Genomic DNA, 26,082 nt, shown 5'->3' with positions numbered 1-26,082 from the left:
CGATATAGACGGCCTATCGAACAGGCATGGGCATCGACACATTGTTGCGACAATTGCGCGACATAGATGAACCGCAAGCAAAGGGCGGCGTCAGGAGGCGTTAAGCCCCGTCATGCAAAGAAAAAACAAAGACAGAAAAGAAACAAAGGCTCTCCCCATGAATAACATCCGCCTGACCATTTCCGCACGCGCCGCCCTGCTCGCCGCAGGCGCCTCGTTCGCGCTGCCCGCGATGGCCGAGGCGCCGATCGGCCCGCCGGCCGCCGCCGCGGTCGCCGAGCAGCCGGGCGAAGCCGCGCCCGCCGCGCAAGAGACGGTCGAGGATGCATATGACGACTACAGCGAGGACGAGATCGTCGTCACCGCGCCGCGCCTCGCCGGCCAGCTCGACACCGACATCAAGGCCGAGACCGAACTCGATGAAGCGGCGATCGCGAGCTATGGCGTGTCGAACGTTTCCGAACTGCTCGACGCGCTCGCGCCGCAGACGCGCTCGGGCCGTGGACGCGGCGGCGGGCGGCCGATCATTCTCGTCAACGGCCGCCGCATCGGCGGCTTCGGCGAAGTGCGCAACCTGCCCCCCGAAGCGATCGCCAAAGTCGAGGTCTTCCCCGAGGAAGTCGCGCTGCAATATGGCTATTCGGCCGACGAGCGCGTCGTCAACATGGTGCTCAAGCCCAATTTCCGCCAGATCGCGGTCGAAGGCGAGGGCGGCATTCCGACGCAGGGCGGGCGTTTCCAGAGCGAGATCCAGCCGAGCTTCCTCGCGATCGGCGAAAACGGACGCCTCAACGTCAACGCCGGCTGGGAACATAAATCGATGCTGCTCGAAAGCGAGCGGAACCTCGATTATGACGATCCGGCGCAAGCGGCCGAGGCCCCGGCGCGCAGCCTGCTCGGTGCCTCGGACGAATATTCGATCGACGCGACGATCCAGCGCAGCCTGAACAAGACGACCGACGCGTCGATCAATGTGCGGTTCGACCAGACCGACAGCCTGTCGCTGCTCGGCCCCGGCGTCGGCGGCATCGACGACCCGCTCGAACGCGATAGCCGCGCACGCAACCTCACCACCACCGCGAGCGTCAACGGCATGCTCGGCGACTGGCGCTGGTCGCTGTCGAGCAATTATGCCGACGCCGATCAACTGACCTTCACCGACCGCATCAGCGGAACCCGCGATCGGTTCGAAAGCAGCCAGCAGACGTTCGGCGGCAACGCCAATCTGTCGGGCACGGTGACCGACGGCTGGGCGGGGCCGATCCGCCTGTCGATGACAGGCAGCTATTCGGGGCTGCGTTTCGACAGCCGGTCGGACAATGCCAATGGCATCACGACGACCGACCTCGCGCGCGACCTGCCGGGCGTGTTCGGCTCGCTGACCGTGCCGCTGCTCGATCCCGAATATGAGGTCGGCAATATCGGCCGCGTCTCGCTGACGCTGAGCGGGCAGGTGCAGAATCCCAGCGACTTCGACGCGCTCAAAAGCTGGGGCGCGAACGTCAATTGGGGTGTGACCGACAATCTCTCGCTGATCGCGAGCTTCAACCAGGACGAGGCCGCGCCCGGCATCCAGCAGCTCGGCGCCGCGCCGCTGGTGACGCCTGCGGTCACCTATTACGACTTCGCGACCGGTCAGACGGTGCAGATCACGACGACGACGGGCGGCAACCCCTTCCTGCTCGCCGAACAACGCCGCGATTTGAAGCTCGGGCTCAACTGGTCGCCGCCGATGCTCGAAGGGCTGAACGTCTCGGTCAATTACAACAGCAACAAAAGCTATGACACGGCGAACAGCTTTCCGTTGCTGACCCCCGAAATCGAGGCCGCCTTTCCCGACCGTGTCACGCGCGACGCGAACGGCGTTTTGCTCGCGCTCGACCAGCGGCCGGTCAATTTCGACCGGTCCGAAAATTCGCAGATCCGCTGGGGACTCAATTTCGGCAAGAGTTTCGGCCAGCAGGAGCAGCGCGGCCGCGGCGCGGGTGGTCCCGTTGGCGCACGTCCCGAAGGCGCGGGCGCTCGCGAGGGTGGTGGACCGGGCGCCGGTGAGGGGCGTCGGCGTGGCGGCGGCGGTGGCCCGCGCATGGGTGGCCGCGGCGGTCCCGGCGGCATGTTCGGCGGGCCGCAGGGCGGGCGCTGGCAGGTGTCGCTCTACCACACGATCAAGCTGACCGACAAAGTGCTGATCCGCCCGGGCGTGCCCGAACTCGACCTATTGAACGGGTCGGCGACCGGCAGCAGCGGCGGCAGCAACCGCCACCTGTTCGAACTCGACGGCGGGCTGTTCAACAAGGGCATGGGCGTGCGGCTCAGCGCCAAATATGACAGCGGCAGCACGGTGACTGGCGGTACCGCGGGCGACCTGAAATTCGGCGACCTTGCCACCTTCAACCTGCGCTTCTTCGTCGATCTGGGTCAGAAGCCAAAGCTCACCGAGAAGCTGCCGTTCCTCAAGGGATCGCGCCTGCGTCTTGCGGTCGACAATATCTTCGATGCGCAGCGCAAGATCACCGACGCGAACGGCCGCGTGCCGCTCAACTACCAGCCGGGCTATATCGACCCCTTGGGCCGCTATATCGAGCTGGAGTGGCGCAAGACCTTCTAGGCCGCGACCCGCGTACCGGCGATGGCGTCGCGCGGCGGTTCGGAGGGCACGAAGGTCAGCGCCTTCGCGAATTGTGCGGTGCAGCTTGCCCAGCTGTACCGCGCGCCCAGCGCTTCGGCGTCGGCGCGGTCGCATGCGAGCGCCATGTCGATCGCGCGGCCGAGATCCTCGTCGAGCGCGCCCGCGCCGCCCGTCACGATGTCGCCCGGGCCCGGCACCGGATAGGCGGCCACCGGGGTTCCGCAGCTCATCGCCTCGATGATGACGAGCCCGAAGGTGTCGGTGCGGCTGGGAAAGACGAAAACGTCGGCGCCCGAATAGGCCGATGCCAGCGCTTCGCCACCCAGCTTGCCGAGGAACAAGGCGCCCGGATGCTGCGCCTTCAACTCGGCGAGCGCGGGGCCTTCGCCGACGACGACTTTGGTGCCCGGCCGGTCGGCCGCGAGGAAGGCGCCGATATTCTTCTCGACCGCGACGCGCCCGACATAAAGCTGGATCGGGCGCGCGAGCGCTGCATAGGCCGGGTGCGGTGCGCGATCGGGACGGAACAGCTCGTGATCGACCCCGCGCTCCCACATCATCGTCTGTCCGAGGCTCTGGTCGGCGAGTTCGCGCGCCAGGCTCCGCGTCGCGACCATGATGTGCCGCGCCGGACGGTGGAACCAGCGGATGAAACGCCACACGAACGCCGGCGAGACCGGCAGCCGCGCCGCGACATATTCGGGAAAGCGCGTGTGATAGGCGGTGGTGAAGGGGAATCCATTCGTCAGGCACCAGCGCCGCGCCGCCATGCCCAGCGGCCCTTCGGTCGAAATATGGATCGCCTGCGGAACGAAGGCGCGAATATGCCGCGCAACCTTGCGCCGGCCCGCCAGCGCGAGCCGGATTTCGGGATAGGAGGGGCAGGGAAAGGAGCGGAACAGGTCGGGCGAAACGACCCCGACCTCATGCCCCGCCTTGCGCAGTTCGCCGATCGTCGCCTGCAGCGTGCGGACGACGCCGTTGACCTGCGGCTCCCAGGCGTCGGTGACGATCAGGATCCTCATGCAGCGCGCGCCGGAGCGGGCAGTTTCAGCGGCGTCGGCGCGGTGCGGCTCGCGACCTCTTCGGCCCAGTGCAGGATTTCCATCGTGCCGTCGTGATGTTCGACGAGCGCGGTGCAGCCTTCGACCCAGTCGCCGTCGTTATAATATTCGGTGCCCTCGATCTCGCGCATCTCGGCGCTGTGGATATGACCGCACACCACGCCATCGACCCCGCGCGAGCGCGCGGCGTGCGCGACGACTTCCTCATAGCGGCCGATGAACTGGACCGCGTTCTTGACCTTGTGCTTGGCGACCATCGACAGCGACCAATAGGGCAGGCCGAAGGCGCTGCGGATGCGGTTCACGACCACATTGCACTTCATCAGCGCGGTGTAGGCGGCGTCGCCGACGAAGGCGAGCCAGCGGTGCGCCAGCATCACCGCGTCGAATTCGTCGCCATGGACGACGAGCAATTTGCGGCCGTCGGCGGTTTCGTGGATCGCCTCGCGGCGAATCTCGACCCCGCCGAAATCGAAGCCGTCGAACGGCTTCACCATCTCGTCATGGTTGCCGGGAACATAGACGACGCGCGTGCCGCGCTTCGCGCGCTTGAGCACCCGCCAGACGACGTCATTATGTTCGGGCGGCCAGAAATGCCGCTTCTTGAGCCGCCAGCCGTCGATGATGTCGCCGACGAGGTAGAGCGTCTCGCAATCGACATGGTCGAAGAAATCGATCAGCATCGCGGCGTTGCAGCCGCGCGTGCCGAGGTGAATGTCGCTGACCCACACCGTGCGATAGCTCCGCCGTTCGCCGATCACGCGCTCGGGGATATGCGGATCGGTGGTGAAGGGATCGGGGAAACGGGCGGGGATCGGCAGGGTGGAAATCGATGCCATGTCGCACTCCGGAAGCAGCCTCTAGCTGCCCCCGGCGTAGACACGCGAAATGTTACAGCGTGCGACTCAAACTCGCGACAGTTTGAAGAAAGTTTGAAGGCGTTTTGGTGACGTTGCCTATTTGACACATATCGGGTTAGCCATGATCCAATCAGGTTCGTCGGATCACCAAATTCCTGATTTCGCTCATATCTTCCATGGCAAAGCGCACACCCTCGCGCCCCAATCCGCTGTCCTTCACCCCGCCATAGGGCATATTGTCGACGCGGTAGGAGGATACGTCGTTGACGACGATGCCGCCGACGTCGAGATGATCCCACGCATCGAGCACCTTGTGGATGTCGCGCGTGAACAGCCCGGCCTGCAGCCCGAACTTGCTGTCGTTCACCTCGGCGAGCGCGGCTTCCCAGTCGGTGAATTTCGACAGGATGACGACGGGACCAAAGGCTTCCTCGCGCACGACGTCGGTATCGGTCGGCACATTTTCGAGCAGTGCGGCCTCCAGCATATTGCCCTCGCACCCGCCGCCCGCGAGCAGCGTCGCGCCCGCGGCGACCGCATCGTCGATCCAGCCTTTCAACCGCTGCGCTTCCTTCACCGAGATCATCGGGCCGATGAAGGTATCGCGCAGTTTCGGATCGCCCGATTTCAGCGTCTTGACCTTCGCGCTGAGCATGTCGCGGAATCTGTCGTAGATATCCTCGTGAATGATCACGCGCTGCACATGGATGCAGCTTTGCCCCGACTGATAATATCCACCGAAGATGATCCGTGCGAGCGCATGGTCGAGGTCGGCGTCCTTGTCGACGATCACCGCCGCATTGCCGCCAAGTTCGAGCACGACCTTCTTCTTGCCCGCCTTTGCCTTCAAATCCCAGCCGACACCCGGCGAGCCCGTGAAGCTGAGCAATTTCAGCCGCTCATCGGTGGTGAACAGGTCGGCGCCGGAGCGCGTCGCGGGTAGGATGCTGAACGCGCCCTCGGGCAATATGTCGCACTCGGCGAGGACCTCGCCCATGATGATCGCGCCAAGCGGCGTCAGCGACGCGGGCTTCATCACGAACGGGCAGCCGATGGCGATCGCCGGCGCGATCTTGTGCGCGGCGAGGTTGAGCGGGAAGTTGAACGGCGAGATGAAACTGCACGGCCCGATCGGCACCCGCTTCCACATCCCCATATAGCCCTTGGCGCGCGCCGAAATGTCGAGCGGCTGGACCTCGCCATAATTGCGCGTCGCTTCCTCGGCGGCGATGCGGAAGGTGTCGATCAGGCGCGTGACCTCGCCCTCGCTGTCGGCGATCGGCTTCCCCGCCTCGACGCACAGCGCATAGGCCAATTCGTCGAAGCGCTCCTGGAACCGCCCGACGCAATGCGTCAGCACATCGCGTTTCTCGAAACTCGCCAGCCGCGCCATCGGCTCGGCGGCGCGCACCGCGCCGGCGATCGCCTCGTCGATGATGTCGGGGGTCGCAAGCGCGGTGCGGAACGCGACCTCGCCGGTGAACTTGTCGATCACCTCGAGGTCGGTGTTCGGCTGCACCGCCTTGTTGTTGAGGTAGAGCGGGTAGACGGTCTTGAGTTTCATTCAGCTTCTCCATCCTCCCGCTGGCGGGAGGGGGCGTTCAGAGGCACGTGACTCTGAACGCGGGTGGGCCAGCGGCGGTGAAGTAGCCCACCCCGCTGCGACTAGCGAGCGAGCTCGCAAGTCTCGCTGCCCCTCCCGCATGCGGGAGGGGAGCTGGTTTTACAATTCCTTCGACAACCTCTTGATGTCGTTGTTCAAAATCTGGTCATTCTCCGAATAGTCGACCGGACAATCGATCAAATGCACACCGGGCGTGCTCAGCGTATGCGCGAGCAGTTCCTTCAAATGCGCCGCGCTCTCGACCCGGTGCCCATGCGCGCCATAGCTTTCGGCATATTTGACGAAATCGGGGTTGCCATAGGTCAGCCCCCAATCCTTGAAGCCCATGTTCGCCTGTTTCCAGCGGATCATGCCATAGCTGTTGTCGTTCAATATCAGAACGGTGATGTTGAGCCCCAGGCGCACCGCGGTCTCCATCTCCTGGCTGTTCATCATAAAGCCGCCGTCGCCGCAGATCGCCATGACCTTGCGCCCCGGATAGACCATCGCCGACATCATCGCCGACGGCAGGCCGGCGCCCATCGTCGCGAGCGCATTGTCGAGCAGCACGGTGTTCGGCTTGCACGCGGTGTAACCCCGCGCGAACCAGATCTTATACACGCCATTGTCGAGGCAGATGATCCCGTCGTCGGGCATCGCGTCGCGGATCGACTGCACCAGATGCGGCGGAAAGATCGGGAAGCGCTCGTCCTTCGCCAGCGGCGTCGTATGGTCGACCTCGGCCTTGCGATAGGCGAGCAGATGATCGAATTTCCATCCGCCGTTGGGGACGATGTCCTCCTTCATCTGCCACACCGCATTGGCGATATCGCCGATCACCTCGATGTTCGGGAAATAGACCGGATCGACCTCGGCGGTCTTGCTCGACACATGGATGACGGTCGGGCCGCCGCGCTGCATGAAGAAGGGCGGCTTTTCGATCACATCGTGGCCGAGGTTGACGATGCAGTCCGACGCCTCGACCGCACGGTGGACGAAATCGCCCGATGACAGCGCGGCGCAGCCGAGGAATTTCGGATGCCGCTCGTCGATCACGCCCTTGCCGAGCTGTGTGGTCAGGAAGGGGATGCCGGTCTTTTCGATGAATTGCAGCAACATGCGGCCGGTCATCGTGCGGTTCGCGCCGGCGCCGATGACCAGCACGGGCGAGGTCGCCTTTTCGAGCGCCTTCACCGCCTCGCGGATCGATTTCACATCGGCGTTCGGGCGCCGCGAGTGGCTGCGCTTCAATGGCAGGCTGTCGGTATGCTCGTCGGCGATATCCTCGGGCAATTCGATATGCACCGCGCCGGGCTTTTCCTCTTCGGCAAGGCGAAAGGCTTCGCGCACGCGGCTCGGGATATTGTCCGACGACGCCATCTGGTGCGTATATTTGGTGATTGGCCCCATCATCGCGACGACGTCGAGGATCTGGAAGCGGCCCTGCTTCGATTTCTTGATCGGCTTTTGCCCGGTGATCATCATCATCGGCATGCCGCCGAGCTGGGCATAAGCGGCGGCGGTGACGAAGTTCGTCGCGCCCGGCCCCAATGTCGCGAGGCAGACGCCGGTCTTGCCGGTATGACGGCCGTAAGTTGCGGCCATGAAGCCCGCGCCCTGTTCGTGCCGGGTCAGGATCAGCTTGATCTTCTTAGATCGCGACAGGCTGTCGAGGAAATCGAGATTCTCTTCGCCCGGAACGCCGAAAATATATTCGACGCCTTCTTCTTCCAGGCATTCGATGAACAGGTCGGATGCTTTTTTCATGTGTCAGTCGCCCCCTCAGCCACGCACCAAGACGATGCGGCCCCAAGTCATGCCGGCGACCCCTCAGCACATATGTTGATACAGTGGCTCTCGTCGTCAGGCCGCGAGTCCCTGCTGCACCGGGAAGCGGTTGTAACGAGGGCAAAAGCCATTGTCACCCTACGCGACCTCAAGCCCCACAAGCGCGAAAATGGCCGCCGTTTGCAATCGGAGCGGTTTCGAAAAGTAGCCAATTGCAAAAATAGTATCGATGCCGGAAAACCGCTTGACGCGTTTCATCGATTGGGCTTCCTGCTCTCTCGAGGGGGGAATTGCCATGAAATTTTTGCGCACTATTGCGGCGGCACTATTGTTGCTTTTGTCCGCCGGACCCGGTTTGGCGACGGCGCAAGAACGCACCGCCGTTCGCCAAGGTTTCACTTTGCCGCCGAAGAGCGGCAAGACCATCCTGTTGTTCCGGCCGACAATTCGCGTGGGAGCGCAATCGACCGGCGGGATGTTCGAACCCAACGCCGATTGGACCGCGCAAAGCCGTGAGCATATGGGCGTTTCATTGAAGCAGTTGCAGGATCGCCTTGGCAACCGCGTTATCGAAGCGCCCGATCCGGTTGGCGAGCAAGCTTTGCTGATCGCCGAGCATATGGCGCTTTTTGCGGCCGTATCGGATTCCGTAATCAATTATCAGTTTTTCGTCGGAAACCGGCTGCCCACTAAAAAGCGCGATAACCGGAACGACGTGTTCGAATGGACGCTTGGCCCGCAAGTCGCGAATCTTCCTGGCGCGAGCGATGCGGACTATGGTTTGTTCATTTATACCGAGGATCAATATGGATCCACGGGCCGCAAAGTTCTGCAGGCTTTTGCGATGCTCGGCGGCGTCGGGGTCTCGTCGGGCGTTCACAGCGGCTATGCAGGTCTAGTCGATCTGAAGACCGGTGAATTGCTGTGGCTGAACGCCGACGGAAAGATGGGCGGCGACGTTCGGACAGCCGAAGGCGCCGACAAGCGAATTCGCCAGTTGCTTGAGGAATTTCCGGGTAGCGCGGTGGGAGCGGAGCCCGTCGCATGACGCGGCGGACAATGCGGCTCGCAATCGCCGCCGCGGCCATGTCGACGCTTGCCGCCGCAAACCCCGAAAGCGATTTCGGACTGCCGCCCTATGCGGGCGCCTACCAGCCGCAGAACGTCGACGAGCGCGGTATGTGGATGGTCGACGACGAAAGCGAACGCCTCACCCGGGACTCGCGCGTGCTCATCCGCGACGAAGCGCTCAACAGCTATGTCCGGTCGGTCCTGTGCCGCGCGGTCGGCGACGATCGCTGTAAGGGTGTGCGCATCTACATCCTGCGTGTGCCCGCCTTCAATGCGAGCATGAGCCCGAACGGCACGATGCGCATTTACTCGGGTTTGCTGCTGCGTATGCGGAACGAGGCCGAGCTTGCGTCAATTCTTGGTCATGAATTCGCCCATTTCGAACTCCGGCATTCGCTCGAAGATTTTCGACGCCGGCGCTCGTCGAGTGATCTCATGGCATGGACAGCCGTACTCGGGAGTCTCGCCGTAACCTATGGGAGCGGCGCCGGGCACTCATACGGCGATTTTCGTGTTTCGGTTTACGGGGCACTCGCCCGGTTCAATCGCGATCAAGAGAGAGAAGCGGATCTCCGGGGTTTCGGCTATATGGCAGCCGCGCAATATCGGCCGTCGGCGGCGGCGGAAGTCTGGCGTTCGGCGATGAACGAGACCGACGCGACTTTGACCGGGCGTGCGGCCCGGAGCAAGCGATACGACGGCACGCCTTTTTTCGCGTCACACCCCACGAACCTCGAGCGAGCAGATTATCTTTCCACCTTGGCCAACCGCGTTCCGGGCGGCGAATATGAAGGGCGAAATGCCTATCAGGCGGCCCTGGCGCCCTGGCTCGATCAATTTCTCGAAGATCAGATCAAGCTCAACGATTTCACCGGGACCGAATATCTGATTACCCGCCTTGGCTCGGAACAGTGGACGGCGCCGCTCCTGCTTGCGCGCGGCGAACTCTATCGGTTGCGGGCCAATCCGCGCGACCTTCCCAATGCGGTCGATTTCTATCGTCAGGCGCTGGCACTTAATGCCGATCTGCCCGTCGCCTATCGCGGGATGGGACTGTCACTGATGCGCATGGATCGAAAGGCCGAAGCGATCCCTTCGCTCTCCCGCTATCTGGAACTCAAACCCGGTGCACCCGATGCGGACATGATCCGCTCGCTCGTTGCACCCCAATGAAAGAATTTGGAATGCTCAAATCATTGTTGAAGCCCGTGCTGTTTATCTCAGCGGCCACGGCCCTGACCGCCCCTGCCGTGTTGTCGGCAAATGATCTGATAAAGAGCGGCGAGACCGTGGCCGTTGCGAAGTCGACGCTGTCGATCACGCCGCCCCGAGACTGGAACAAGCTTTCGGCGAGGCCGGGGAAAAAGGCCGAGACGTGGACGCTGGATGGCGAGCGGCTCAATGATATTTCTTTCTATTCCGATATTGCTCCCGGCGAACCGTTGTTGCGCGAACGCAGCAAAAAACACGATCCATTGCCCAAGCTGCGATCGAATAGTCTACTGACGGACGTCCCCGAGCTTCTCGAAGGAACCTATCGTGCCTATTTTGGCATCGCGGTTTTTTCTGTAGGAACTTCGAAGCCGACCAAGTTCCTAAATGAGCCAGCAATCCAGTTTACATATGAATATGTAACCCCTGACGAATTGACGCGCCGGGGTGAAGCAATAGCCGCGCTTCGAAATGGCAAGCTTTTCATGATGACCTTCGATGCACCCAAGCTTCACTTCTTCGACAGAAATATCGAAGATTATCGGGCTTTGGTCGCAACCGCCAAGATAAGCTGACACTCGTTCAATCCACGTCGAACAACCTCACCGCTATTCGCCGTCCCAATAGCCCGGCGTCGCGGCATCGCGGCCGACCAGCAGGTCGAAGCCCGTGCCGCCGGCAATGACCCGGGTCTTGCCGCTGTCGGGATATTCGATGACGTCGAGCTCGGGGCGGGTGCTTATTGCCAGATAGCGCAGCGGCTGCGTTCCGTCGTTGACGATCTGGTGCGCGCTGTCGGCCCCGCCAGCGGGGCAGGCCAGCATGTCTCCCGGCCCGACCGGGACGGAATCCTTCCCTTGCCGGAACGACCCGGTGCCTTCGAGGATCACGAAAAGCTCTTCGGTCGCATGATGGTTGTGAAAGGGGAAGGCGCGTTTGCCGGGCGGCACAACGAAGATGTTGCAGCCGAGCCGCTCCATTCCGAGCAGCGCCCCCGCCATGGCGACGTCGACGGCATAGCGTTCGGCCGCGGGGCCGGTCGCGCGGATCGGTTCGGGAAGCGGGGCGCACGCATGGGTGAAGATATTGATCGATTTCGGGGGCATGATTTTCTCCTGATGGCTCGCCCTAGGCGGCCCCCGGTGCCAACGATATTGCATAAATCGCCATATCTGCCATTCATATATGAATGATCAGAGATGTGGATTGGTCGCTTTACCGAAGCTTTCTCGCGGTGATGGAGGCGGGGTCGCTGTCCGCCGCCGGCCGGCGGTTGCGGATCAGCCAGCCGACGATGGGCCGTCATATCAGGACGCTCGAAGCGGCGCTCGGCCAGAGCCTTTTCCTCCGCACCCCCGACGGGCTGTCCCCGACCGACGCCGCGCTCGCGCTGATGCCGCATGCGCGGGCGCTGGCCGATGCCGCCGGGGCACTGACCCGGGCGGCGTCGGGCGCCCGCGATGCCATGGAGGGAAGCATCCGGATCGCCGCAAGCGAAGTGACCGCGGCCGAGATTCTGCCGCCGATCGTGCGCGCCATGATGGACCGGTGGCCGGGGCTCGTCATCGAGCTCGCGGTGTCGAACAGCGACGAAGATGTGATGCGCCGGGCCGCCGATATTGCGGTGCGCATGGCACCGCCGCGACAGGACGCGCTGGTCGCGACGCGGATCGGCGGCTTCGAGCTCGGCCTCTATGCGCACCCCGCCTATATGCGCGGCCGGCGGGCGGTGGAGCGGGCCGAAGACCTGCGAGGGCACCGGCTGATCGGGTTCGACCGCCCGTTCGCTTACACCGATATTTTTCGCGTCGCGGGGAAGCGCATCGCGCGCGACGACTTCGCGCTGCGGTCCGACAGCGACATGGCGCAACTCGCGGCGATTCGGGCGGGGTGCGGGATCGGGGTCTGCCACGCGCCGCTGTCGGGCGGGCTGGAGCGCCTGCTTCCCACCGATTTCGCGCCCGAGGTCGAGATGTGGCTGCTCATGCACCCCGACCTGCGTTCGCTAAGTCGCTTCGACCATGTCTTTGACCATCTGGCCGATGCCCTGACGCGTCATATCGCCGGCCCCGGCGGGGCAGCGAGCTAGTCGATGTCGAACAGGCCCGCGAGCTGTTCGACCATCGTGCCGCCCAGCTGCTCGGCGTCCATGATCGTCACCGCGCGGCTGTAATAGCGCGTCACATCGTGCCCGATGCCGATCGCGCAGAGCTCGACCGGCGAGCGGTTCTCGATCCAGTCGATCACCTGGCGCAGATGCTGGTCGAGATAGGCGCCGTGGTTCACCGACAAGGTGCTGTCGTCGACCGGCGCGCCGTCCGAAATCACCATCAATATCTTGCGTTCTTCGGGGCGGCCAATGATGCGGCTGTGCGCCCATGTCAGCGCCTCGCCGTCGATATTCTCTTTGAGCAGCCCTTCGCGCATCATCAGCCCGAGCGACTTGCGCGCGCGGCGATAGGGCTCGTCGGCGGGCTTGTAGATGATGTGGCGCAAATCATTGAGGCGGCCGGGATGCGCGGGGCGTCCGGCGGCGAGCCAATCCTCGCGACTCTGCCCGCCCTTCCAGGTCCGCGTCGTGAAGCCGAGGATTTCGGTCTTCACACCGCAGCGTTCGAGCGTGCGCGCGAGGATGTCGGCGCTGATCGCGGCGATGCTGATCGGCCGCCCGCGCATCGATCCGCTATTGTCGATCAGCAAGGTCACCACCGTGTCGCGGAAGTCGGTATCGCGCTCGATCTTGTAGCTCAGCGACTGGCCGGGCGAGACGATGACGCGCGCGAGGCGCGCGGCGTCGAGCTGGCCTTCCTCCTGGTCGAAATCCCACGCGCGGTTCTGCTGCGCCATCAGGCGGCGCTGGAGGCGGTTCGCAAGCTTGGTCACCGCGCCCTGCAGATGCGTCATCTGCTGGTCGAGATAGGCGCGCAGCCGCGTCAGTTCGTCGGCGTCGCAGAGCTCGGTCGCGAGGATGATCTCGTCATGCTTTTCGGTGAAGCGTAGATAGTTGAAATCGGGGATGTCGCTCGGCAGGCGGTTGGGGCGCACGGGCAACATGCCCTCGTCGCCTTCGCCGCCCATTTCGGGCTCGCCGTCGGCTTCCATTTCTTGCGCGTCTGGGTCGCTGTCGCCGTCGTCGGCCTGATCGCCCGCCATTTCGGCGCGCGCATCGACTTGGCTTTCACCGGCACCGCCGTCTTCGCTTTCCTGCTCTTCCTGGCTTTCCTCGGCTTCGCTTTCGTCCTGCTCGCCGCCGTCCTCGGCGCCTTCCTCGAGCGGCTCGTCGCTCTGGATCAGGTCGAGGTGGCGGAGCGCGAGCTTCGCGGTTTCGGCAAAGGCGGCCTGGTCGTCGAGCAGCATCGACAAGGCGGTGAGGTCGCCGCCCGCCTCGTTGGTGATCCATTCGCGCACCAGCGACAGGCCGGTCTCGGTTCCCTGCGGCGCCTGCTCGCCGGTCAGCGCCTCGCGCAGCATCAGCTCGAGCGCGCTCGACATCGGCACATCCTCGCGCCCTTGCGCGCGGCTGATCGGGTCGCTGCGCATCCGCATCGCGAGGCTGGCCGACAGGTTGCTGCGCATGCCGTTCATATGGCGCGCGCCGAGCGCTTCGATCCGCGCGCGCTCCATCGCATCGAACGCGGCGGCGGCGATCGGATCGGCGGGGCGCGCCGCGGCGTGCAGCTTCTCGCTATGGTGCTTCATGCGCAGCGCATAGCTGTCCGCAAAACCCCGCGCCTCGGCGACCTGATCGGCGGGCAGCGTGCGCGACGGCGTCGGGACCTTGATCGCCTTGCCGATCTGCGCGGGTGCGTCGGCGGTGAAACCGACCTCGACCTCGGCATCGCGCGTCACCGCGCGCGCGACGCTCGACAGCGCGGCCTTGAAATCGTCGAGGGGAGATTGGGCGGACATTTCGAGTCGGCTCTAACCAGCTTTGGGTGTCGAAGGAAATCCCTTTCATCGTCACCCCGGACTTGATCCGGGGTCCATTCCGCCGGTGAAGCCTTGGACCCCGGATCAAGTCCGGGGTGACGAAGAGGGAATGAACGCGGCCATAGCTATGCTCGCTTGACCTCGCTCGGCCGGGGGAGCATCCGCGGCCTATGTCCTCCCCCGCACTCTCCCCCATGAAACGCCCGTGGGTCGTCATCGCCTGCGCGGCGTTCATCGTCACGCTCGCGATGGGCGTGCGCCAGTCGTTCGGCCTGTTCCTGCCGCAGATGAGCGTCGATATCGGGATCAGCCGATCCGACTTCGGGCTCGCGATGGCGCTCCAGAACCTGCTCTTCGGTCTCGTTCAGCCCTTCGTCGGCGCGCTCGCCGACAAGCATGGCGCGGGGCGCGTCGTGCTCGGCGGGGCGCTGCTCTATGCACTCGGGCTGATCGGCGCGGCGTTCGCGACCGACGCGATTGGGCTCCACATCAGCTTCGGCCTGCTGATCGGCATGGCGCAGTCGGCGACGACCTTCGTCGTCGTGCTCGGCGCGGTCGGCCGCGTCGTCAGCCCCGAAAAGCGCAGCAGCGCGTTCGGTATCGTCACCGCGGGCGGCTCGCTCGGCCAGTTCCTCGTCGTGCCGCTGGCATCGATGCTGCTCGGTGACATCGGCTATCACCAGACTTTGTGGATCATGGCGGGGCTCGTCGCGCTGTGCGGCCTGCTCGCAATCGGCGTTGCGGGTCGTACCGACACGCCCGGGACGCTGCGGGCCGAGGAGCAGACCGCGCGCGAAGCGCTGCGCGAGGCCGCCGTTCACCGCGGCTATTGGCTGCTCAATGCGGGTTTCTTCGTCTGTGGTTTCCACATCGCCTTCATCGCGACGCATCTGCCCGCCTATCTCGACGACAAGGGGCTCGGCATCGAGATCGGTGCGCAGGTGCTCGCACTCGTCGGGTTGTTCAACATCCTCGGTTCGTACGTGTTCGGCCGCGCGGGCGACCTGATGCGCCAGAAATATGTGCTGTCGGCGCTCTATACCGCGCGCTCGGCGGTGATCGCGCTCTTCCTCTTCCTGCCCCTGAGTCATGCGAGCGCGCTCGTCTTTGCGGGCGCGATGGGCTTCCTGTGGCTCGGCACGGTGCCGCTTACCAGCGGCATCGTCGGGCGCATCTTCGGCATCCGCTACCTCTCGATGCTCTATGGCATCGTGTTTCTGAGTCACCAGCTCGGCAGCTTTTTCGGCGCGTGGATGGCGGGGCTGATCTTCGACGCCACCGGCAGCTATAATATCGCGTGGGGCTTCTCGATCGCGCTCGGGCTGTTCGCCGGGCTCGTCCACCTGCCGATCGCCGACGCGCCGGTCAAACGGCTGGAGCCGGCATGAAGCTCGCGCGGCAGGACTGGATCGCGCTTGCGCTCTTCGTCCTGATCGCGGCGGGCGGGCTGTGGCTGTGGACCGGCGAGGGACCGGTCGTCTGGCTCGCCAATTTCGCGATCATGTGCGGCTTCTAGCCGCTTACTGCGGCTCTTCGACCTCGGGCGTGCGGTGACAGATCGCGTCGTCGCCGTCTTTCGGCAACGCGGGGTCGGGGAGCAGCCGGAACACATGCGCCCATATCGTCGCGACGCGCTCGGGCCGCGTGCGCTTGTTCGCGACGACGTCGATGAAATCGCGGCACACGACCGCGCTGCGCAGGAAATTGCTATGCCCCGTCGACCCGCGTGAGACGTCGGTGGTGTCGATCACGGTCAGGCCTGCGCGCGACACGGGATAGCAGCGCTCGGGCAGCCCCTTGGCCTTCAGCTCGGCCGCCTCGAACGGGTTGAAGCAATAGGGCGAGCCGAGCCGCGGATAGCCGTGGATCGCGCGCGACGCGGCAAGCGCCTTGTCGGCGCGCGACGTATAGACGGTGATCCGGCGATTGTTGGCGACGCGCCGTGCCGACAGCACCTCTTCCTCGATATCGCGCTCGAACGTCTCGCGGTCGATGTCGGGCGAGGCGAGGATGACGTTCGAGATATTGCTGCTGTCCGCGCTGCTCGACGTGCGATCGACATAAGAGATCGCGGGGACGACGAGCCGCGCGCCAAGCGAATGCGAGACGACCACGATCTCCTTGACCCACGATTGTTCGGCCAGCGACTTCAGGAAGTCCCGGAAATTGCGGACGTCGTGGTACATGTTCGTCTCGTCGACGACATAGCTCAGGACCTTGCCCTGCGACGGCCAGCTGTATTCGATGATCGGGCCGTCGAAGCCCGTCATGCGCGCGATCTGCGTCGCGTCCTTCGACGTCGTCGGGAAATTCTCGCGGTAACCGTGAACATAGAGCAGCACGCGGCCCTGCTTGCGGTCGGTTTCGGCCTGCAGCGCGCGCCACCAGTCGGCCGAGGTCTGGAAGGCGATCGGCGCGAGCAGCTTTTTCTTCTTGCCGACCTCGACCTCGCGCGGGGCGTTGAAGCGGCCGTAGCGCATATGGTCGCCGCGGTGGCGGAGCAGCTCGATATCGGGGGTGCGGCAGTCGGGCAAGCGGCTCGTCGCGAAGAAATAGGGCAAGGCCTCGCCATCGACCACCGCGCCCGGCTGCGCGGTGCAGCGCGGGTCGGCGACATAGTCGGCATGCCGGACCTTGCCATAGTCGACCGCCGCGATGCTGCACCCCGACAGCGCGAGTGCGGCGCAGGACGCCACCGCCAGGTGGCGCACCGACGTCACTTGCCGACGACGCTTTCGGGCAGATCCTCGCCGAACACGCGCTGATAATATTCGGCGACGATCATCCGTTCGGCCTCGTCGCATTTGTTGAGGAAGGAGAGACGGAAGGCGAAGCCGATATTGTTGAAGATCGCGGTATTCTGCGCCCAGCTGATCACCGTGCGCGGCGACATCACGGTCGAAATGTCGCCGTTGATGAAGCCCTGACGTGTCAGGTCGGCGACCTTCACCATATTCGCGACGGTCGTCTCGTCGGTGTCGGGCACCTTGGCGAGGATGATCGCGCTTTCGGTCGCCGCGGGCAGATAGTTCAGCGTGACGACGATGTTCCAGCGGTCCATCTGGCCCTGGTTGATCTGTTGCGTCCCGTGATACAGTCCGCTCGTGTCGCCGAGCCCGACGGTATTCGCGGTCGAGAAGAGGCGAAAATGCGGGTTCGGGCGGATCACGCGATTCTGGTCGAGCAGGGTCAGCTTGCCCTCGGTTTCGAGCACGCGCTGGATCACGAACATCACGTCGGGACGGCCGGCGTCATATTCGTCGAAGACGAGCGCGGTCGGCGTCTGCAGCGCCCAGGGGAGCAGGCCTTCGCGGAATTCGGTGACCTGTTGGCCGTCGCGCAGCACGATCGCATCGCGGCCGACGAGATCGATACGGCTGATATGCGCGTCGAGGTTGACGCGGATGCACGGCCATTTCAGCCGCGCCGCAACCTGTTCGATATGCGTCGACTTGCCGGTGCCATGATAGCCCTGCACCATCACGCGGCGGTTATATTTGAAGCCCGCGAGGATCGCGAGCGTCGTGTCGCCGTCGAAGACATAGGCGGGATCGAGGTCGGGGACGCGCTCGTCGGCTTCGCTGAATGCCGGCACCTTCATGTCGATATCGACCCCGAAGACCTCGCGCGCATCAACCTCGGTATCGGGCGCCGCAAGCAGCGTCGAGCCGTGGTGATCGGGAAGGCTGTTCGGGATATCGGTCATGGCAAAGTCCAGCAAGCAAACGGGGAGAGTCGCCGCGCGGCGGCGCTTCGTCGTCGCGGTATCGCCATGGGTTGCGGCTTGCAACGCCTTTCGTGGCGATATTCTAGAGTAGGCCGAGCGCCTTCATCACCGCCGACTGGTCGTAATAGGGACGTTCGCAGACGATCTTGTCGCCGCCGGGTGCGAATTCGAAGCTTGCCGCCATACGGATACGGAACGCCTTGCCCGTCGGCTCGATCGTGCGCAGGCCGAGCTTCAGCGGACCGAGATGCGTGCCCGTCAGCCAGAATTCGACGAGCACCGTGTTCGTGCCTTCGTCGGCGGCGATCGCGATGACCTCGTTCGCCTGATCGGGAAAGGGCTCGCGCGACGTCGCGAAATAGGATCGCACCGCCGCTTCGCCGTCGAAGATCGTGCCGGGGCCCATCAATTCGTAACGCGGATGGTCGAAGGTCGCGAGTACGCCGTCCCAATCGTGCGTGATCTCGAGCGCCATATGGCGGCGCACCACTTCGATCCGTGCTTCGTCGAGGTCGGTCATTGTGCGTCTCCCTATGCGAAAGCCTTGGTCTTCCTCAGCAATTGATACGCCCGGACTACCTCACCCAGCCGTGCTTCGAAACTGCGATCGCCGCCATTGCGGTCGGGATGATATTTGCGGACCAGCTCGCTGTAGCGCCGCCGCAGCGCCGCGCGGTCGGCATCGGCGGGCAGCGCGAGCAACTGCATCGCCGCATGCTCCTCGCGCGACAGGCCGGGATTCGCCGCCTCGCGCCGCGCCTCGTCCATCCGCTGGCGAAAGCGCGCGCCGAGCGCGTCGATCGGGTCCCTGAAATCGGCCCAGCGCGGCGGCAGGTCGGCGCTGCCCGCGGGGCGGAAGGTGCGGCTTTCGGTCTCCCAGCCCGCGGTCGGCGATTGCGCCTCCATGATCTGGTCGGCGGTCATGCCGTCGAAGAAATTATAGCCCGCGTTGAATTCGCGCACATGGTCGAGGCACAGCCAGCGATATTGCGGCGGGCCGTCGGGCGAGCGCGTCCATGCCATCGGCGCGCGAAACTCGCCGGGTTCGCGGCATCCGGGCGCGGCGCAGGCCTCTTCGCGGGGGACGCGGCCATGAAAACGGGAAGGGCGTGCAGAAGAAGGCACAACAGACTTTCGAGAGGCGTTGGAGGTCTTATAATTTGGCGACGAAGCGCTTATGGTCAACCCCATGAGCAGCAAAGGCCCCGTACAGCAAGAGATGGAAAGTCTGCTCAGCGCAGCCTTTCCCGACGCCAATTTCATCCTGAGCAACGACAGTGCCAGCCACCACGGCCATATGGGCGACGACGGCAGCGGTGAGTCGCATTTCAGCCTGAGCATCGAATGGGCGGGCTTTGCCGGGCAGAACCGCGTCGCGCGCCAGCGCGCCGTGAACAAGGCGCTCGGTGACCTGCCGGGACAGCGCGTCCACGCGCTCGCGATCAAGGCGACCGCGCCGGGAGAATGATGATGCCGGACAAGGTGAACCTAGCGGACGCCTTCGCGAAAATTCCCGACGCGTGGAACCCGCGCGTCGCGGGCGACATCAATGATTTTCAGGTCAAGCTGGTCAAGCTCGACGGCAAGTTCGACTGGCATCACCATGAGGTCGAGGATGAATTGTTCCTCGTCGTCGCCGGCCGGATGAAGATGGCGTTTCGCGACCGCGACGTGATCGTCGAGCCCGGCGAGTTCATCATCGTCCCGCACGGCGTCGAACATTGTCCCGAGGCGCTGGACGGCGAATGCCATGTCGTCCTGCTCGAACCCGGTACGACCCTCAACACCGGCAATGTCGAAACCGAAAAGACGCTCAAAACATTGGAAAGGCTCGATTGATGTTCGACATCATCACCCCCTCGACCCATGACCTCGGCGCCTTTGAAGTGCGCCGCACGCTGCCGAACAAGGCGCGGACGATGGTCGGTCCCTTCATTTTCGTCGACCAGTTCGGCCCGGCGCATTTCGACATCGGCCGCGGTATGGACGTGCGCCCGCACCCGCACATCAACCTCGCGACGGTCACTTACCTGTTCGAGGGCGCGATCGACCATCGCGACAGCCTCGGCACCTTCGCGACGATCCGCCCCGGCGCGTGCAACCTGATGACCGCGGGCCGCGGCATCGTCCACTCGGAGCGCACCCCTGCGCCCGAACGCGCGACCGGATCGGCGATTTCGGGAATGCAGACCTGGCTCGCTTTGCCCGACGGCAAGGAAGAGATCGATGCGGCGTTCGAGCATGTCGCAAAGGACGACCTGCCGCTGATCGAGGACAATGGCGTGTCGGCGCGCGTCATCATGGGCAGCCTGTGGGGCGCGACCTCACCGATCACCCAGCATGCCGCGACGATCTATGCCGACATCTTGATGAACGCCGGCGCGACGATCCCGATCGATGCCGAGGCCGACGAGCGCGCGGTACTGGTCGCGCTCGGCGACGCGAGCCTCGATGGCGAAGCGCTCGACCGTTATAGCCTCTATATCCTCAAGCCCGGACAGGCGATGACGCTGCGCGCGACAAGTGACGCGCGCGTGATGCTGCTCGGCGGCGAGGCGTTCAAGACGCCGCGCCATGTCTTCTGGAATTTCGTAAGCTCCAGCCGCGACCGCATCAACCAGGCGAAGCACGACTGGAAGGACCGCAAATTCCCGCTCGTCCCCGGCGACAGCGAGGAGTTCATCCCGATTCCCGAAGTGCCGAAGACGGTGAGCTATCCTTAGGTCAGGTTTCGACCGGAAGGCGCCGTCCCGCTTCTAATGCTTCGTCATTCCCGCGAAAGCGGGAACCCAGGGATGGGCCAGCCGACGGACGCTCTGGGTCCCCGCTTTCGCGGGGATGACGAGTAAGGGGCGGCGTCCGCTTTCCACCCCATAGCGGACATGCCGGGCTTCCCTGTCTCCTTCGCCCGACGGTCCCACCATTTGTTGCAGCTTGCCAGCCGCAACAATCCTCGCCAGATTGGTTTCGAAAAGAAACCAAAGGAGCGATGTCGATGATCGGCGATTTCGAACAACAGCGCGTGGAGCTTTCGACCGGCGTCGAGCTCGACGTCGTCGACATGGGGCCGCGCGACGCGCCCGTCCTCATCTTTCTCCACGGCTTTCCCGAATCGCACCGCACCTGGCGTCATCAGCTGCCGCATTTCGCGGGCCGCTTTCGCTGCATCGCGCCCGACCAGCGCGGCTATCGCGGCTCGTCGAAACCGCAGGACGCCGAATCCTATACCCCCGACAAGCTGATCGCCGATATCTTCGCGCTCGCCGACGCGCTGGACGTCGGTGAATTCACGATCGTCGGCCATGATTGGGGCGGGGCGATCGCGTGGGGCGTCGCGCTCGGCGGCCAGCCGGGCGGGCTCCATCCGGCGTGGGCGGGGCGGGTCACCCGTGCGGTGATCGCCAACGCACCGCATCCCGCTATTTTCCAGCGTCTGCTCGCGACCAACGAAGATCAGCGCGCGGCGAGCCAATATATCCGCACCTTTCGCGACCCCGCGAGCGACACGATCATCGAGGAACATGGCATCGCGGGCATCCTCGCCCATGCTTTTGCCGGGCGCGTGCCGAGCGGCGGGTTGCAGCCCGCCGACGAGATCGGCCGATTGCTGAAGGACTGGGAGGATCGCGACGCCTGCCGCGGGATGATCAACTGGTATCGCGGCTCGACGATCAACGTGCCCGCGATGGACGAACCCTATGCCGAGCCGCCCGCGATACCCTTCCCGAAACTCACCATCCCGACGCTGGTGATCTGGGCGCTCGACGATGTCGCGTTGCCGCCATGTAATCTTGACGGGATGGAGGAGCTCGTCCCCGATGTGACGATCGTTCAGGTGCCCGACTGCGGCCACTTCGTGCCGTGGGAGGCGCCCGATGCAGTCAATCGGGCGATGGATGAATTCCTCGCCCTAAAATAAACAAGACCATCGTTTCGTTCAGGAAAAAGTGGCGGGCGGCGATTGCGCCGCCCGCCGTCGGGGGGGTCTGTTCATGCGTGTCTGGGGCACGCGTATTAGCCTGGCCCACGCCTCTTTTATCTCGGCTGCGACTAGGGCCGAGGACTTTGGGTAGGGCGATTTAACCATATTATTGCGTAATATGGCAGGCTTTCACATTTTCCCATTCTTGCCATATTCATGCGATGGAAGTGGGTGGACTCAGGGTCGCCTCGATCGTTGACCGGATCGATGGCCCATCGAACTGGACGATCGAACGCGATGTCCATGTGCTGATCCTGTACGAGGCGGGAAGCTATCATTGGCTCGAAACATGGCTGGACGATCAGCGGACGTCGCTTGGCGATCCGTTGCCCGGCGAAATGTGGTTGATACCCGCCGGTCAGACATATCGCGGCACGGCAAAGGGCGGCGCGGTTCGTACGATCGAGGTCGAGATTCCCGCCGCGCGGTTGACAATCGCCCCCGATACACGTGCGCTCGCGGCGCATCACGACCTTGCGCTGGCCGCGCTTGTCCGGGCCTTGCTCGCGAACGATGCCGCCGCCGCCGATCCGCTCGTCACGATCCTCGCCAAGACGCTTCAGTCCATGGCCGGGCGTCCCGAATCGCCCGCCATCGCCCAGCGCATCAACGATCTGATGGCCTTCATCCAGACCCAGCTCGAAGTGTCGCTGACGGTCGAGGACATGGCGGCCGCGGCGGGGATGTCGGTGAACAGCCTGATCGTCCATTTCGCGCGCGCGACTGGCCGCACCCCGGCACAATATGTGCTGCACCAGCGGCTGCGCCACGCCTGCTGGTTCCTGATGAACCGCCCGCTGACGATCGCCGAGATCGCCTTCGCGACCGGCTTTTCGAGCCACGCGCATCTGTGCGCGATCTTTCGCCGCAAGATCGGCATGTCGCCGGGCGAGTGGCGCCGCAGACATCGGTCGGATATTCTGCCGGATGAAGGGGAGGAATAGCGATGTCGCACACGACCATCATGCTGCTGGCCGGGCTCGTCCTGCTGATCCTGCTGCGCCTGACGATCCGGGATGCGGCGTGGGCGACGCGGCTGTTCCTCATCCTGTGGTTGCTTGTCGCGATCGGCAATCTGCTCGTCGGCGTGCTCCATGCCGGTTACGGCTGGGCCGAGGAGGCGGGGATCGCGCTGGTCGTCTTCGGCATGCCCGCGGCGCTGGCGCTATTGGTGCGCCGCTTCCGGCGTTAGTTGTCGGGCCGCAGCAAACAGCCGCTGGCCCCCGCATAGCGCGCGCTGCGCGAGGCGAGTAGCGGCACGCTTCCCGTTACCGTTCGGGTCGCGGGGTCTTCGCTCAGCGATACCATCTCCATGCCGGGTTCGAAATCGCTCTGGCAACTTTCGAGGCTGCGTCCCTGCACATAGCGGCACGAACAGCCGACGCGCGCGGCATAGGCCGAACCCAGCTCGGCCTGCGCCTTGAACGACGGGAATTTCCAGATCGCGAAGATCGCGAGCAGCACCGCAAGCCCGATCACCCAGGGCAGGCAACCGCCCGAGCGGCTCGGTTTTTTCGCAGGATGCGGGGGATTAGCGGGCGGCGGCCCAGAGGCTGGTACAGGGGCCGGCGTCTCGCCCGTTGTCGGCCCGGTCGGATTAATGTTATTCACCAAAGCCATGATCACGAAAAAACGGCTGCTGGCAAGTGCCGCCCTCGGGGTGCTCGGCGTCTGGTCGCTGGCGCAGGCGGCGGGGCAGGGCAATATGGCACCCGCATCGCCCGCGCCGAAATTCGGCGCGTCGCTCGATGGCGTCGCCGCTGTCGAGACGCCGCGGCCGCTGCCCGCGCTGCCCGCCGCGATCCGCGCGCGCGCCGACGCGCTGTTCGCCGATGCCGACGATGTTGGGCAGACGCGCGCGCTGCTCGTGCTGCGCGACGGCGAGCCGATCTATGAACGCTATGCCGCGGGCTTCGGCCCCGAATCGAAGCTGATCAGCTGGTCGATGGCGAAAAGCATCACCGCGGTGCTCACCGGCTTTCTCGTCGCCGACGGGCAATTGTCGCTCGACGGGCCGGCGCCGGTGGAGGCGTGGCAGCGCAGCGGCGATCCGCGCGGCGCGATCACGCTGCGGAGCCTGCTCCACATGTCCTCGGGACTCGAGCATGTCGAAAATGGCGATCCGGTGTGGCAGGGCGATACCGTTGCGATGCTCTTCGGCGGCGGGGCGGGCGACATGGCGGGCTTCGCCGAGGCCAAGCCCGCGGCGGCGCAGCCCGATGAGGTGTTCAACTACAGCTCGGCGACCAGCGTCATCCTGTCGGACATCCTCGCCGACACGCTGACCCCGTCGCAAAACCCCGACGCACGGCGCGATGCGATGCGCGACTTCATCGGCGGGCGGCTCGTCGAACCGCTCGGCATGACCAGCCTGACCCCCGAATATGATGCGAAGGGCACGATGATTGGCGGGTCGATCATGCACGCGACCGCGCGCGACTATGCGAAGTTCGGTGAATTCCTGCGCAACCATGGCGTCGTAAACGGCCAGCGCTTGCTCCCCGAAACCTGGATGCGCTTCATGCTGACCCCCTCGGCGAACGACGCGGGCTATGGCGGACATATCTGGCTCAACCGCCGGCGTCCGGCGGGTGTCGCCCCGGCGCTATGGCCCGACCGCGGCCCGAACGACCTGTTCGCCTGCATCGGGCATCAGGGGCAATATATCATCGTCTCGCCGTCGCAGCGGCTGACGATCGTCCGGCTCGGCGTCACCAGCGACGATCAGTTCCCCGCACTGCGCCGGCATCTCGCCGACCTCACCGCAGCGTTATAGCAGGAAATCCCCGACCAGCGTCGTGACGCAGGTTCCGGTCAGTTCGACCATGTCGCCGTCGAGGCGGCAGCCGACATGCCCGCCGCGTGCGCTCGCCTGATAGGCCGCGAAGCTGTCGCGTCCCAGCCGCACTGTCCAATAGGGGGTGAGGACGCTGTGCGCCGACCCCGTCACCGGGTCCTCGTCGATCCCGGCGCCGGGCGCGAAGGCGCGGCTGACGACGTCGGCGCCCGACGGATCGCCGGCGCCCGGCGCGGTTGCGATATAGAGGATGTCGCCGCCCTCTTTCAGCGCGCGCAGGTCGGGGGTCAGCGCGCGGACACTCGCCGCGTCGCGGTAAGCGATCAGCGCATAGCCGCCATCGTGCCACATCGTTTCGACCGGATCGCCGCCGAGCGCGCGGACGATGTCGGGCATCGCCTTCGGCGCCGGCGTATAGGCGGGCAGCGCCATTTTGTAACCGTCGTCCTCGCCGTTTCGCGCGACGCGCAGGATGCCGGCCTTGCGCGTGCGGAACGTCATGTCGCTCCGCCACTGCGCTGCGGTGAGCAGGACGTGCCCGCTCGCGAGCGTCGCGTGGCCGCACAAAGCAACTTCTACTCCCGGGGTGAACCAGCGCAGCTCATAATCGGCTTCGTCGCTTTCGTCGGGCACCAGAAAGGCGGTTTCGGCGAGATTATTCTCGGCCGCGATCGCCTGCAGCGTCGCGTCGTCGAGCCATTCCTCGAGCGGCATCACCGCGGCGGGATTGCCCGTAAAGGGGCGGTCGGCAAAGGCATCGACCTGGGTGATCGGCAGGCGGCGGGGTGCGCTCATGGATAAAGCAATCCTGTGGACCAGCCGGTGCCGGTGCGGGTGAAGGCGGTGCGCTCGTGCAGCCGGTGGGCGCGATCCTGCCAGAACTCGATCGCCGAAGGATTAACGCGCCAGCCCGACCAGCGCGGCGGGCGCGGCACGTCCTGTCCCTCGAACCGCGCCTGCATTTCTTCGAAGCGCGCCTCGAACGTCTCGCGGCTGTCCAGCGGGCGCGACTGGTCACTCGCCCAGGCGCCAAGCTGGCTGTCGCGGCTGCGCGTCGCGAAATAGGCGTCGGCGACGCTGTCGTCGACGGGCGTCACCGCGCCTTCGATGCGAATCTGCCGGCGCAGCGATTTCCAGTGAAAAAGCAGCGCGACATGCGGGTTCGCCGCCAGCTCGCCGCCTTTGCGGCTGTCGAGATTGGTATAGAAGACAAAGCCGTCCGGCCCATGCCCCTTGAGCAAGACCATGCGCAGCGACGGACGCCCGTCGGGCGTCGTCGTCGCGAGCGCCATCGCATTGGCGTCATTGGGTTCGCTGGTCCGCGCTTCGGCGAACCAGCTGTCGAACAGGGCAAAGGGATCGTCGCTCATCCGCGCGGTCATAATGCGCCGCGAGGTGGTGGTCGAGCAAAACGCGCCG

Annotated in this window: 27 protein-coding genes; 14 read left to right on the top strand and 13 right to left on the bottom strand. The window is 64.7% G+C overall.

Translation table 11 applies throughout. The annotated features are described in order from the left end of the window. Positions 1 to 157 precede the first annotated feature (157 nt). Positions 158 to 2,608 carry a TonB-dependent receptor plug domain-containing protein gene (locus V8J55_RS17325; protein WP_336446825.1) on the top strand — a complete coding sequence of 817 codons (2,451 nt, stop codon included), beginning with the start codon at positions 158 to 160 and terminating at the stop codon, positions 2,606 to 2,608. On the opposite strand, the gene V8J55_RS17320 is transcribed toward V8J55_RS17325, so the two are convergent. The 4 genes from V8J55_RS17320 to V8J55_RS17305 all read right to left on the bottom strand — a co-directional run bounded on the left by V8J55_RS17320 (position 2,605) and on the right by V8J55_RS17305 (position 7,923). Continuing rightward, entirely contained in the window at positions 2,605 to 3,654 is a 1,050-nt protein-coding gene (locus V8J55_RS17320; protein ID WP_336446824.1) for a glycosyltransferase family 4 protein, read from the bottom strand. The genes V8J55_RS17325 and V8J55_RS17320 overlap by 4 nt on opposite strands. Beyond that, entirely contained in the window at positions 3,651 to 4,532 is an 882-nt protein-coding gene (locus tag V8J55_RS17315; protein WP_336446823.1) for a UDP-2,3-diacylglucosamine diphosphatase, read from the bottom strand. The genes V8J55_RS17320 and V8J55_RS17315 overlap by 4 nt, the downstream gene beginning before the upstream one ends. A gap of 151 nt (positions 4,533 to 4,683) precedes the next feature. Further along, the gene (locus V8J55_RS17310) at positions 4,684 to 6,117 is read right to left on the bottom strand and encodes an aldehyde dehydrogenase family protein (protein WP_336446822.1); all 1,434 of its coding nucleotides are present in this window, start codon (positions 6,115 to 6,117) and stop codon (positions 4,684 to 4,686) included. A 159-nt stretch (positions 6,118 to 6,276) separates the two neighbouring features. Next, complete coding sequence (locus V8J55_RS17305) at positions 6,277 to 7,923, bottom strand: acetolactate synthase large subunit (RefSeq protein WP_336446820.1); 1,647 nt, start codon at positions 7,921 to 7,923, stop codon at positions 6,277 to 6,279. A gap of 316 nt (positions 7,924 to 8,239) precedes the next feature. Between V8J55_RS17305 and V8J55_RS17300 the strand changes: the two genes are divergently transcribed. The 3 genes from V8J55_RS17300 to V8J55_RS17290 all read left to right on the top strand — a co-directional run bounded on the left by V8J55_RS17300 (position 8,240) and on the right by V8J55_RS17290 (position 10,802). Then, the gene (locus V8J55_RS17300; protein WP_336446819.1) at positions 8,240 to 8,992 is read left to right on the top strand and encodes a hypothetical protein; all 753 of its coding nucleotides are present in this window, start codon (positions 8,240 to 8,242) and stop codon (positions 8,990 to 8,992) included. Between the two features lie 131 nt (positions 8,993 to 9,123). Further along, entirely contained in the window at positions 9,124 to 10,188 is a 1,065-nt protein-coding gene (locus tag V8J55_RS17295; protein WP_336446818.1) for a M48 family metallopeptidase, read from the top strand. A gap of 11 nt (positions 10,189 to 10,199) precedes the next feature. After that, positions 10,200 to 10,802: a hypothetical protein gene (locus V8J55_RS17290; protein WP_336446817.1), complete on the top strand. Its 603-nt coding sequence runs from the start codon at positions 10,200 to 10,202 to the stop codon at positions 10,800 to 10,802. Positions 10,803 to 10,835: 33 nt separating this feature from the next. Here the strand turns inward: V8J55_RS17290 and V8J55_RS17285 are convergent, their stop codons facing one another. Then, positions 10,836 to 11,333, bottom strand: a complete 498-nt coding sequence (locus V8J55_RS17285; RefSeq protein WP_336446816.1) for a cupin domain-containing protein — start codon at positions 11,331 to 11,333, stop codon at positions 10,836 to 10,838. Between the two features lie 95 nt (positions 11,334 to 11,428). Between V8J55_RS17285 and V8J55_RS17280 the strand changes: the two genes are divergently transcribed. Further along, positions 11,429 to 12,316 carry a LysR family transcriptional regulator gene (locus V8J55_RS17280; protein ID WP_336446815.1) on the top strand — a complete coding sequence of 296 codons (888 nt, stop codon included), beginning with the start codon at positions 11,429 to 11,431 and terminating at the stop codon, positions 12,314 to 12,316. On the opposite strand, the gene cobT is transcribed toward V8J55_RS17280, so the two are convergent. Beyond that, the gene (gene cobT, locus V8J55_RS17275) at positions 12,313 to 14,136 is read right to left on the bottom strand and encodes a cobaltochelatase subunit CobT (RefSeq protein WP_336446814.1); all 1,824 of its coding nucleotides are present in this window, start codon (positions 14,134 to 14,136) and stop codon (positions 12,313 to 12,315) included. The two genes, V8J55_RS17280 and cobT, sit on opposite strands and share 4 nt — an antisense overlap. Before the next feature lie 215 nt (positions 14,137 to 14,351). Between cobT and V8J55_RS17270 the strand changes: the two genes are divergently transcribed. Further along, entirely contained in the window at positions 14,352 to 15,545 is a 1,194-nt protein-coding gene (locus V8J55_RS17270; protein WP_336446813.1) for an MFS transporter, read from the top strand. Continuing rightward, positions 15,542 to 15,673, top strand: coding sequence for a hypothetical protein (locus tag V8J55_RS17265; RefSeq protein WP_336446812.1), 132 nt, complete (start codon positions 15,542 to 15,544; stop codon positions 15,671 to 15,673). Before V8J55_RS17270 ends, V8J55_RS17265 begins: the two co-directional genes overlap by 4 nt. A gap of 4 nt (positions 15,674 to 15,677) precedes the next feature. Here the strand turns inward: V8J55_RS17265 and V8J55_RS17260 are convergent, their stop codons facing one another. The 4 genes from V8J55_RS17260 to V8J55_RS17245 form a co-directional block, all read right to left on the bottom strand. Continuing rightward, positions 15,678 to 16,877: an alpha/beta hydrolase gene (locus V8J55_RS17260; protein WP_336446811.1), complete on the bottom strand. Its 1,200-nt coding sequence runs from the start codon at positions 16,875 to 16,877 to the stop codon at positions 15,678 to 15,680. Next, positions 16,874 to 17,863, bottom strand: coding sequence for a cobaltochelatase subunit CobS (gene cobS / locus V8J55_RS17255; protein WP_327455162.1), 990 nt, complete (start codon positions 17,861 to 17,863; stop codon positions 16,874 to 16,876). Before cobS ends, V8J55_RS17260 begins: the two co-directional genes overlap by 4 nt. Positions 17,864 to 17,966: 103 nt before the next feature. Then, the gene (locus tag V8J55_RS17250; RefSeq protein ID WP_336446810.1) at positions 17,967 to 18,404 is read right to left on the bottom strand and encodes an ester cyclase; all 438 of its coding nucleotides are present in this window, start codon (positions 18,402 to 18,404) and stop codon (positions 17,967 to 17,969) included. Between the two features lie 11 nt (positions 18,405 to 18,415). Continuing rightward, positions 18,416 to 18,907, bottom strand: coding sequence for a J domain-containing protein (locus V8J55_RS17245; RefSeq protein ID WP_336446809.1), 492 nt, complete (start codon positions 18,905 to 18,907; stop codon positions 18,416 to 18,418). Positions 18,908 to 19,073: 166 nt separating this feature from the next. Between V8J55_RS17245 and V8J55_RS17240 the strand changes: the two genes are divergently transcribed. The 6 genes from V8J55_RS17240 (at position 19,074) to V8J55_RS17215 (ending at position 23,058) form a co-directional block, all read left to right on the top strand. Next, positions 19,074 to 19,352 (top strand): BolA family protein, encoded by a 279-nt coding sequence (locus V8J55_RS17240; protein WP_231732731.1) that lies wholly within the window; start codon positions 19,074 to 19,076, stop codon positions 19,350 to 19,352. A gap of 2 nt (positions 19,353 to 19,354) precedes the next feature. Further along, positions 19,355 to 19,723 (top strand): cupin domain-containing protein, encoded by a 369-nt coding sequence (locus tag V8J55_RS17235; protein WP_336446808.1) that lies wholly within the window; start codon positions 19,355 to 19,357, stop codon positions 19,721 to 19,723. Next, positions 19,723 to 20,607: a pirin family protein gene (locus V8J55_RS17230; protein WP_037513181.1), complete on the top strand. Its 885-nt coding sequence runs from the start codon at positions 19,723 to 19,725 to the stop codon at positions 20,605 to 20,607. Before V8J55_RS17235 ends, V8J55_RS17230 begins: the two co-directional genes overlap by 1 nt. A gap of 272 nt (positions 20,608 to 20,879) precedes the next feature. After that, a complete protein-coding gene (locus tag V8J55_RS17225) occupies positions 20,880 to 21,803 on the top strand; it encodes an alpha/beta fold hydrolase (RefSeq protein WP_336446807.1) in 924 nt (307 codons plus the stop codon). 230 nt (positions 21,804 to 22,033) lie between these two features. Continuing rightward, on the top strand, positions 22,034 to 22,810 hold the full coding sequence (locus tag V8J55_RS17220; RefSeq protein WP_336446806.1) for an AraC family transcriptional regulator: 777 nt from the start codon (positions 22,034 to 22,036) through the stop codon (positions 22,808 to 22,810). A gap of 2 nt (positions 22,811 to 22,812) precedes the next feature. Then, positions 22,813 to 23,058 carry a hypothetical protein gene (locus V8J55_RS17215; protein ID WP_336446805.1) on the top strand — a complete coding sequence of 82 codons (246 nt, stop codon included), beginning with the start codon at positions 22,813 to 22,815 and terminating at the stop codon, positions 23,056 to 23,058. On the opposite strand, the gene V8J55_RS17210 is transcribed toward V8J55_RS17215, so the two are convergent. Further along, entirely contained in the window at positions 23,055 to 23,345 is a 291-nt protein-coding gene (locus tag V8J55_RS17210; protein ID WP_336446804.1) for a hypothetical protein, read from the bottom strand. The two genes, V8J55_RS17215 and V8J55_RS17210, sit on opposite strands and share 4 nt — an antisense overlap. Positions 23,346 to 23,484: 139 nt before the next feature. Between V8J55_RS17210 and V8J55_RS17205 the strand changes: the two genes are divergently transcribed. Continuing rightward, on the top strand, positions 23,485 to 24,642 hold the full coding sequence (locus V8J55_RS17205) for a serine hydrolase domain-containing protein (protein WP_336446803.1): 1,158 nt from the start codon (positions 23,485 to 23,487) through the stop codon (positions 24,640 to 24,642). Here the strand turns inward: V8J55_RS17205 and V8J55_RS17200 are convergent. Both V8J55_RS17200 and pdxH read right to left on the bottom strand, forming a co-directional pair. After that, the gene (locus tag V8J55_RS17200) at positions 24,637 to 25,458 is read right to left on the bottom strand and encodes a PhzF family phenazine biosynthesis protein (RefSeq protein WP_037513196.1); all 822 of its coding nucleotides are present in this window, start codon (positions 25,456 to 25,458) and stop codon (positions 24,637 to 24,639) included. The genes V8J55_RS17205 and V8J55_RS17200 overlap by 6 nt on opposite strands. Then, positions 25,455 to 26,033 carry a pyridoxamine 5'-phosphate oxidase gene (pdxH, locus tag V8J55_RS17195; protein ID WP_336446802.1) on the bottom strand — a complete coding sequence of 193 codons (579 nt, stop codon included), beginning with the start codon at positions 26,031 to 26,033 and terminating at the stop codon, positions 25,455 to 25,457. The genes V8J55_RS17200 and pdxH overlap by 4 nt, the downstream gene beginning before the upstream one ends. Positions 26,034 to 26,082: the final 49 nt, after the last annotated feature.

Origin of the sequence: Sphingopyxis sp. CCNWLW2 (genome assembly GCF_037095755.1) — a bacterium.
In the GTDB taxonomy this organism is placed as follows: domain Bacteria; phylum Pseudomonadota; class Alphaproteobacteria; order Sphingomonadales; family Sphingomonadaceae; genus Sphingopyxis.
The sequence above is the reverse complement of the archived record's forward strand: the minus strand, read 5'-3'. Positions and strand labels throughout refer to the sequence as shown.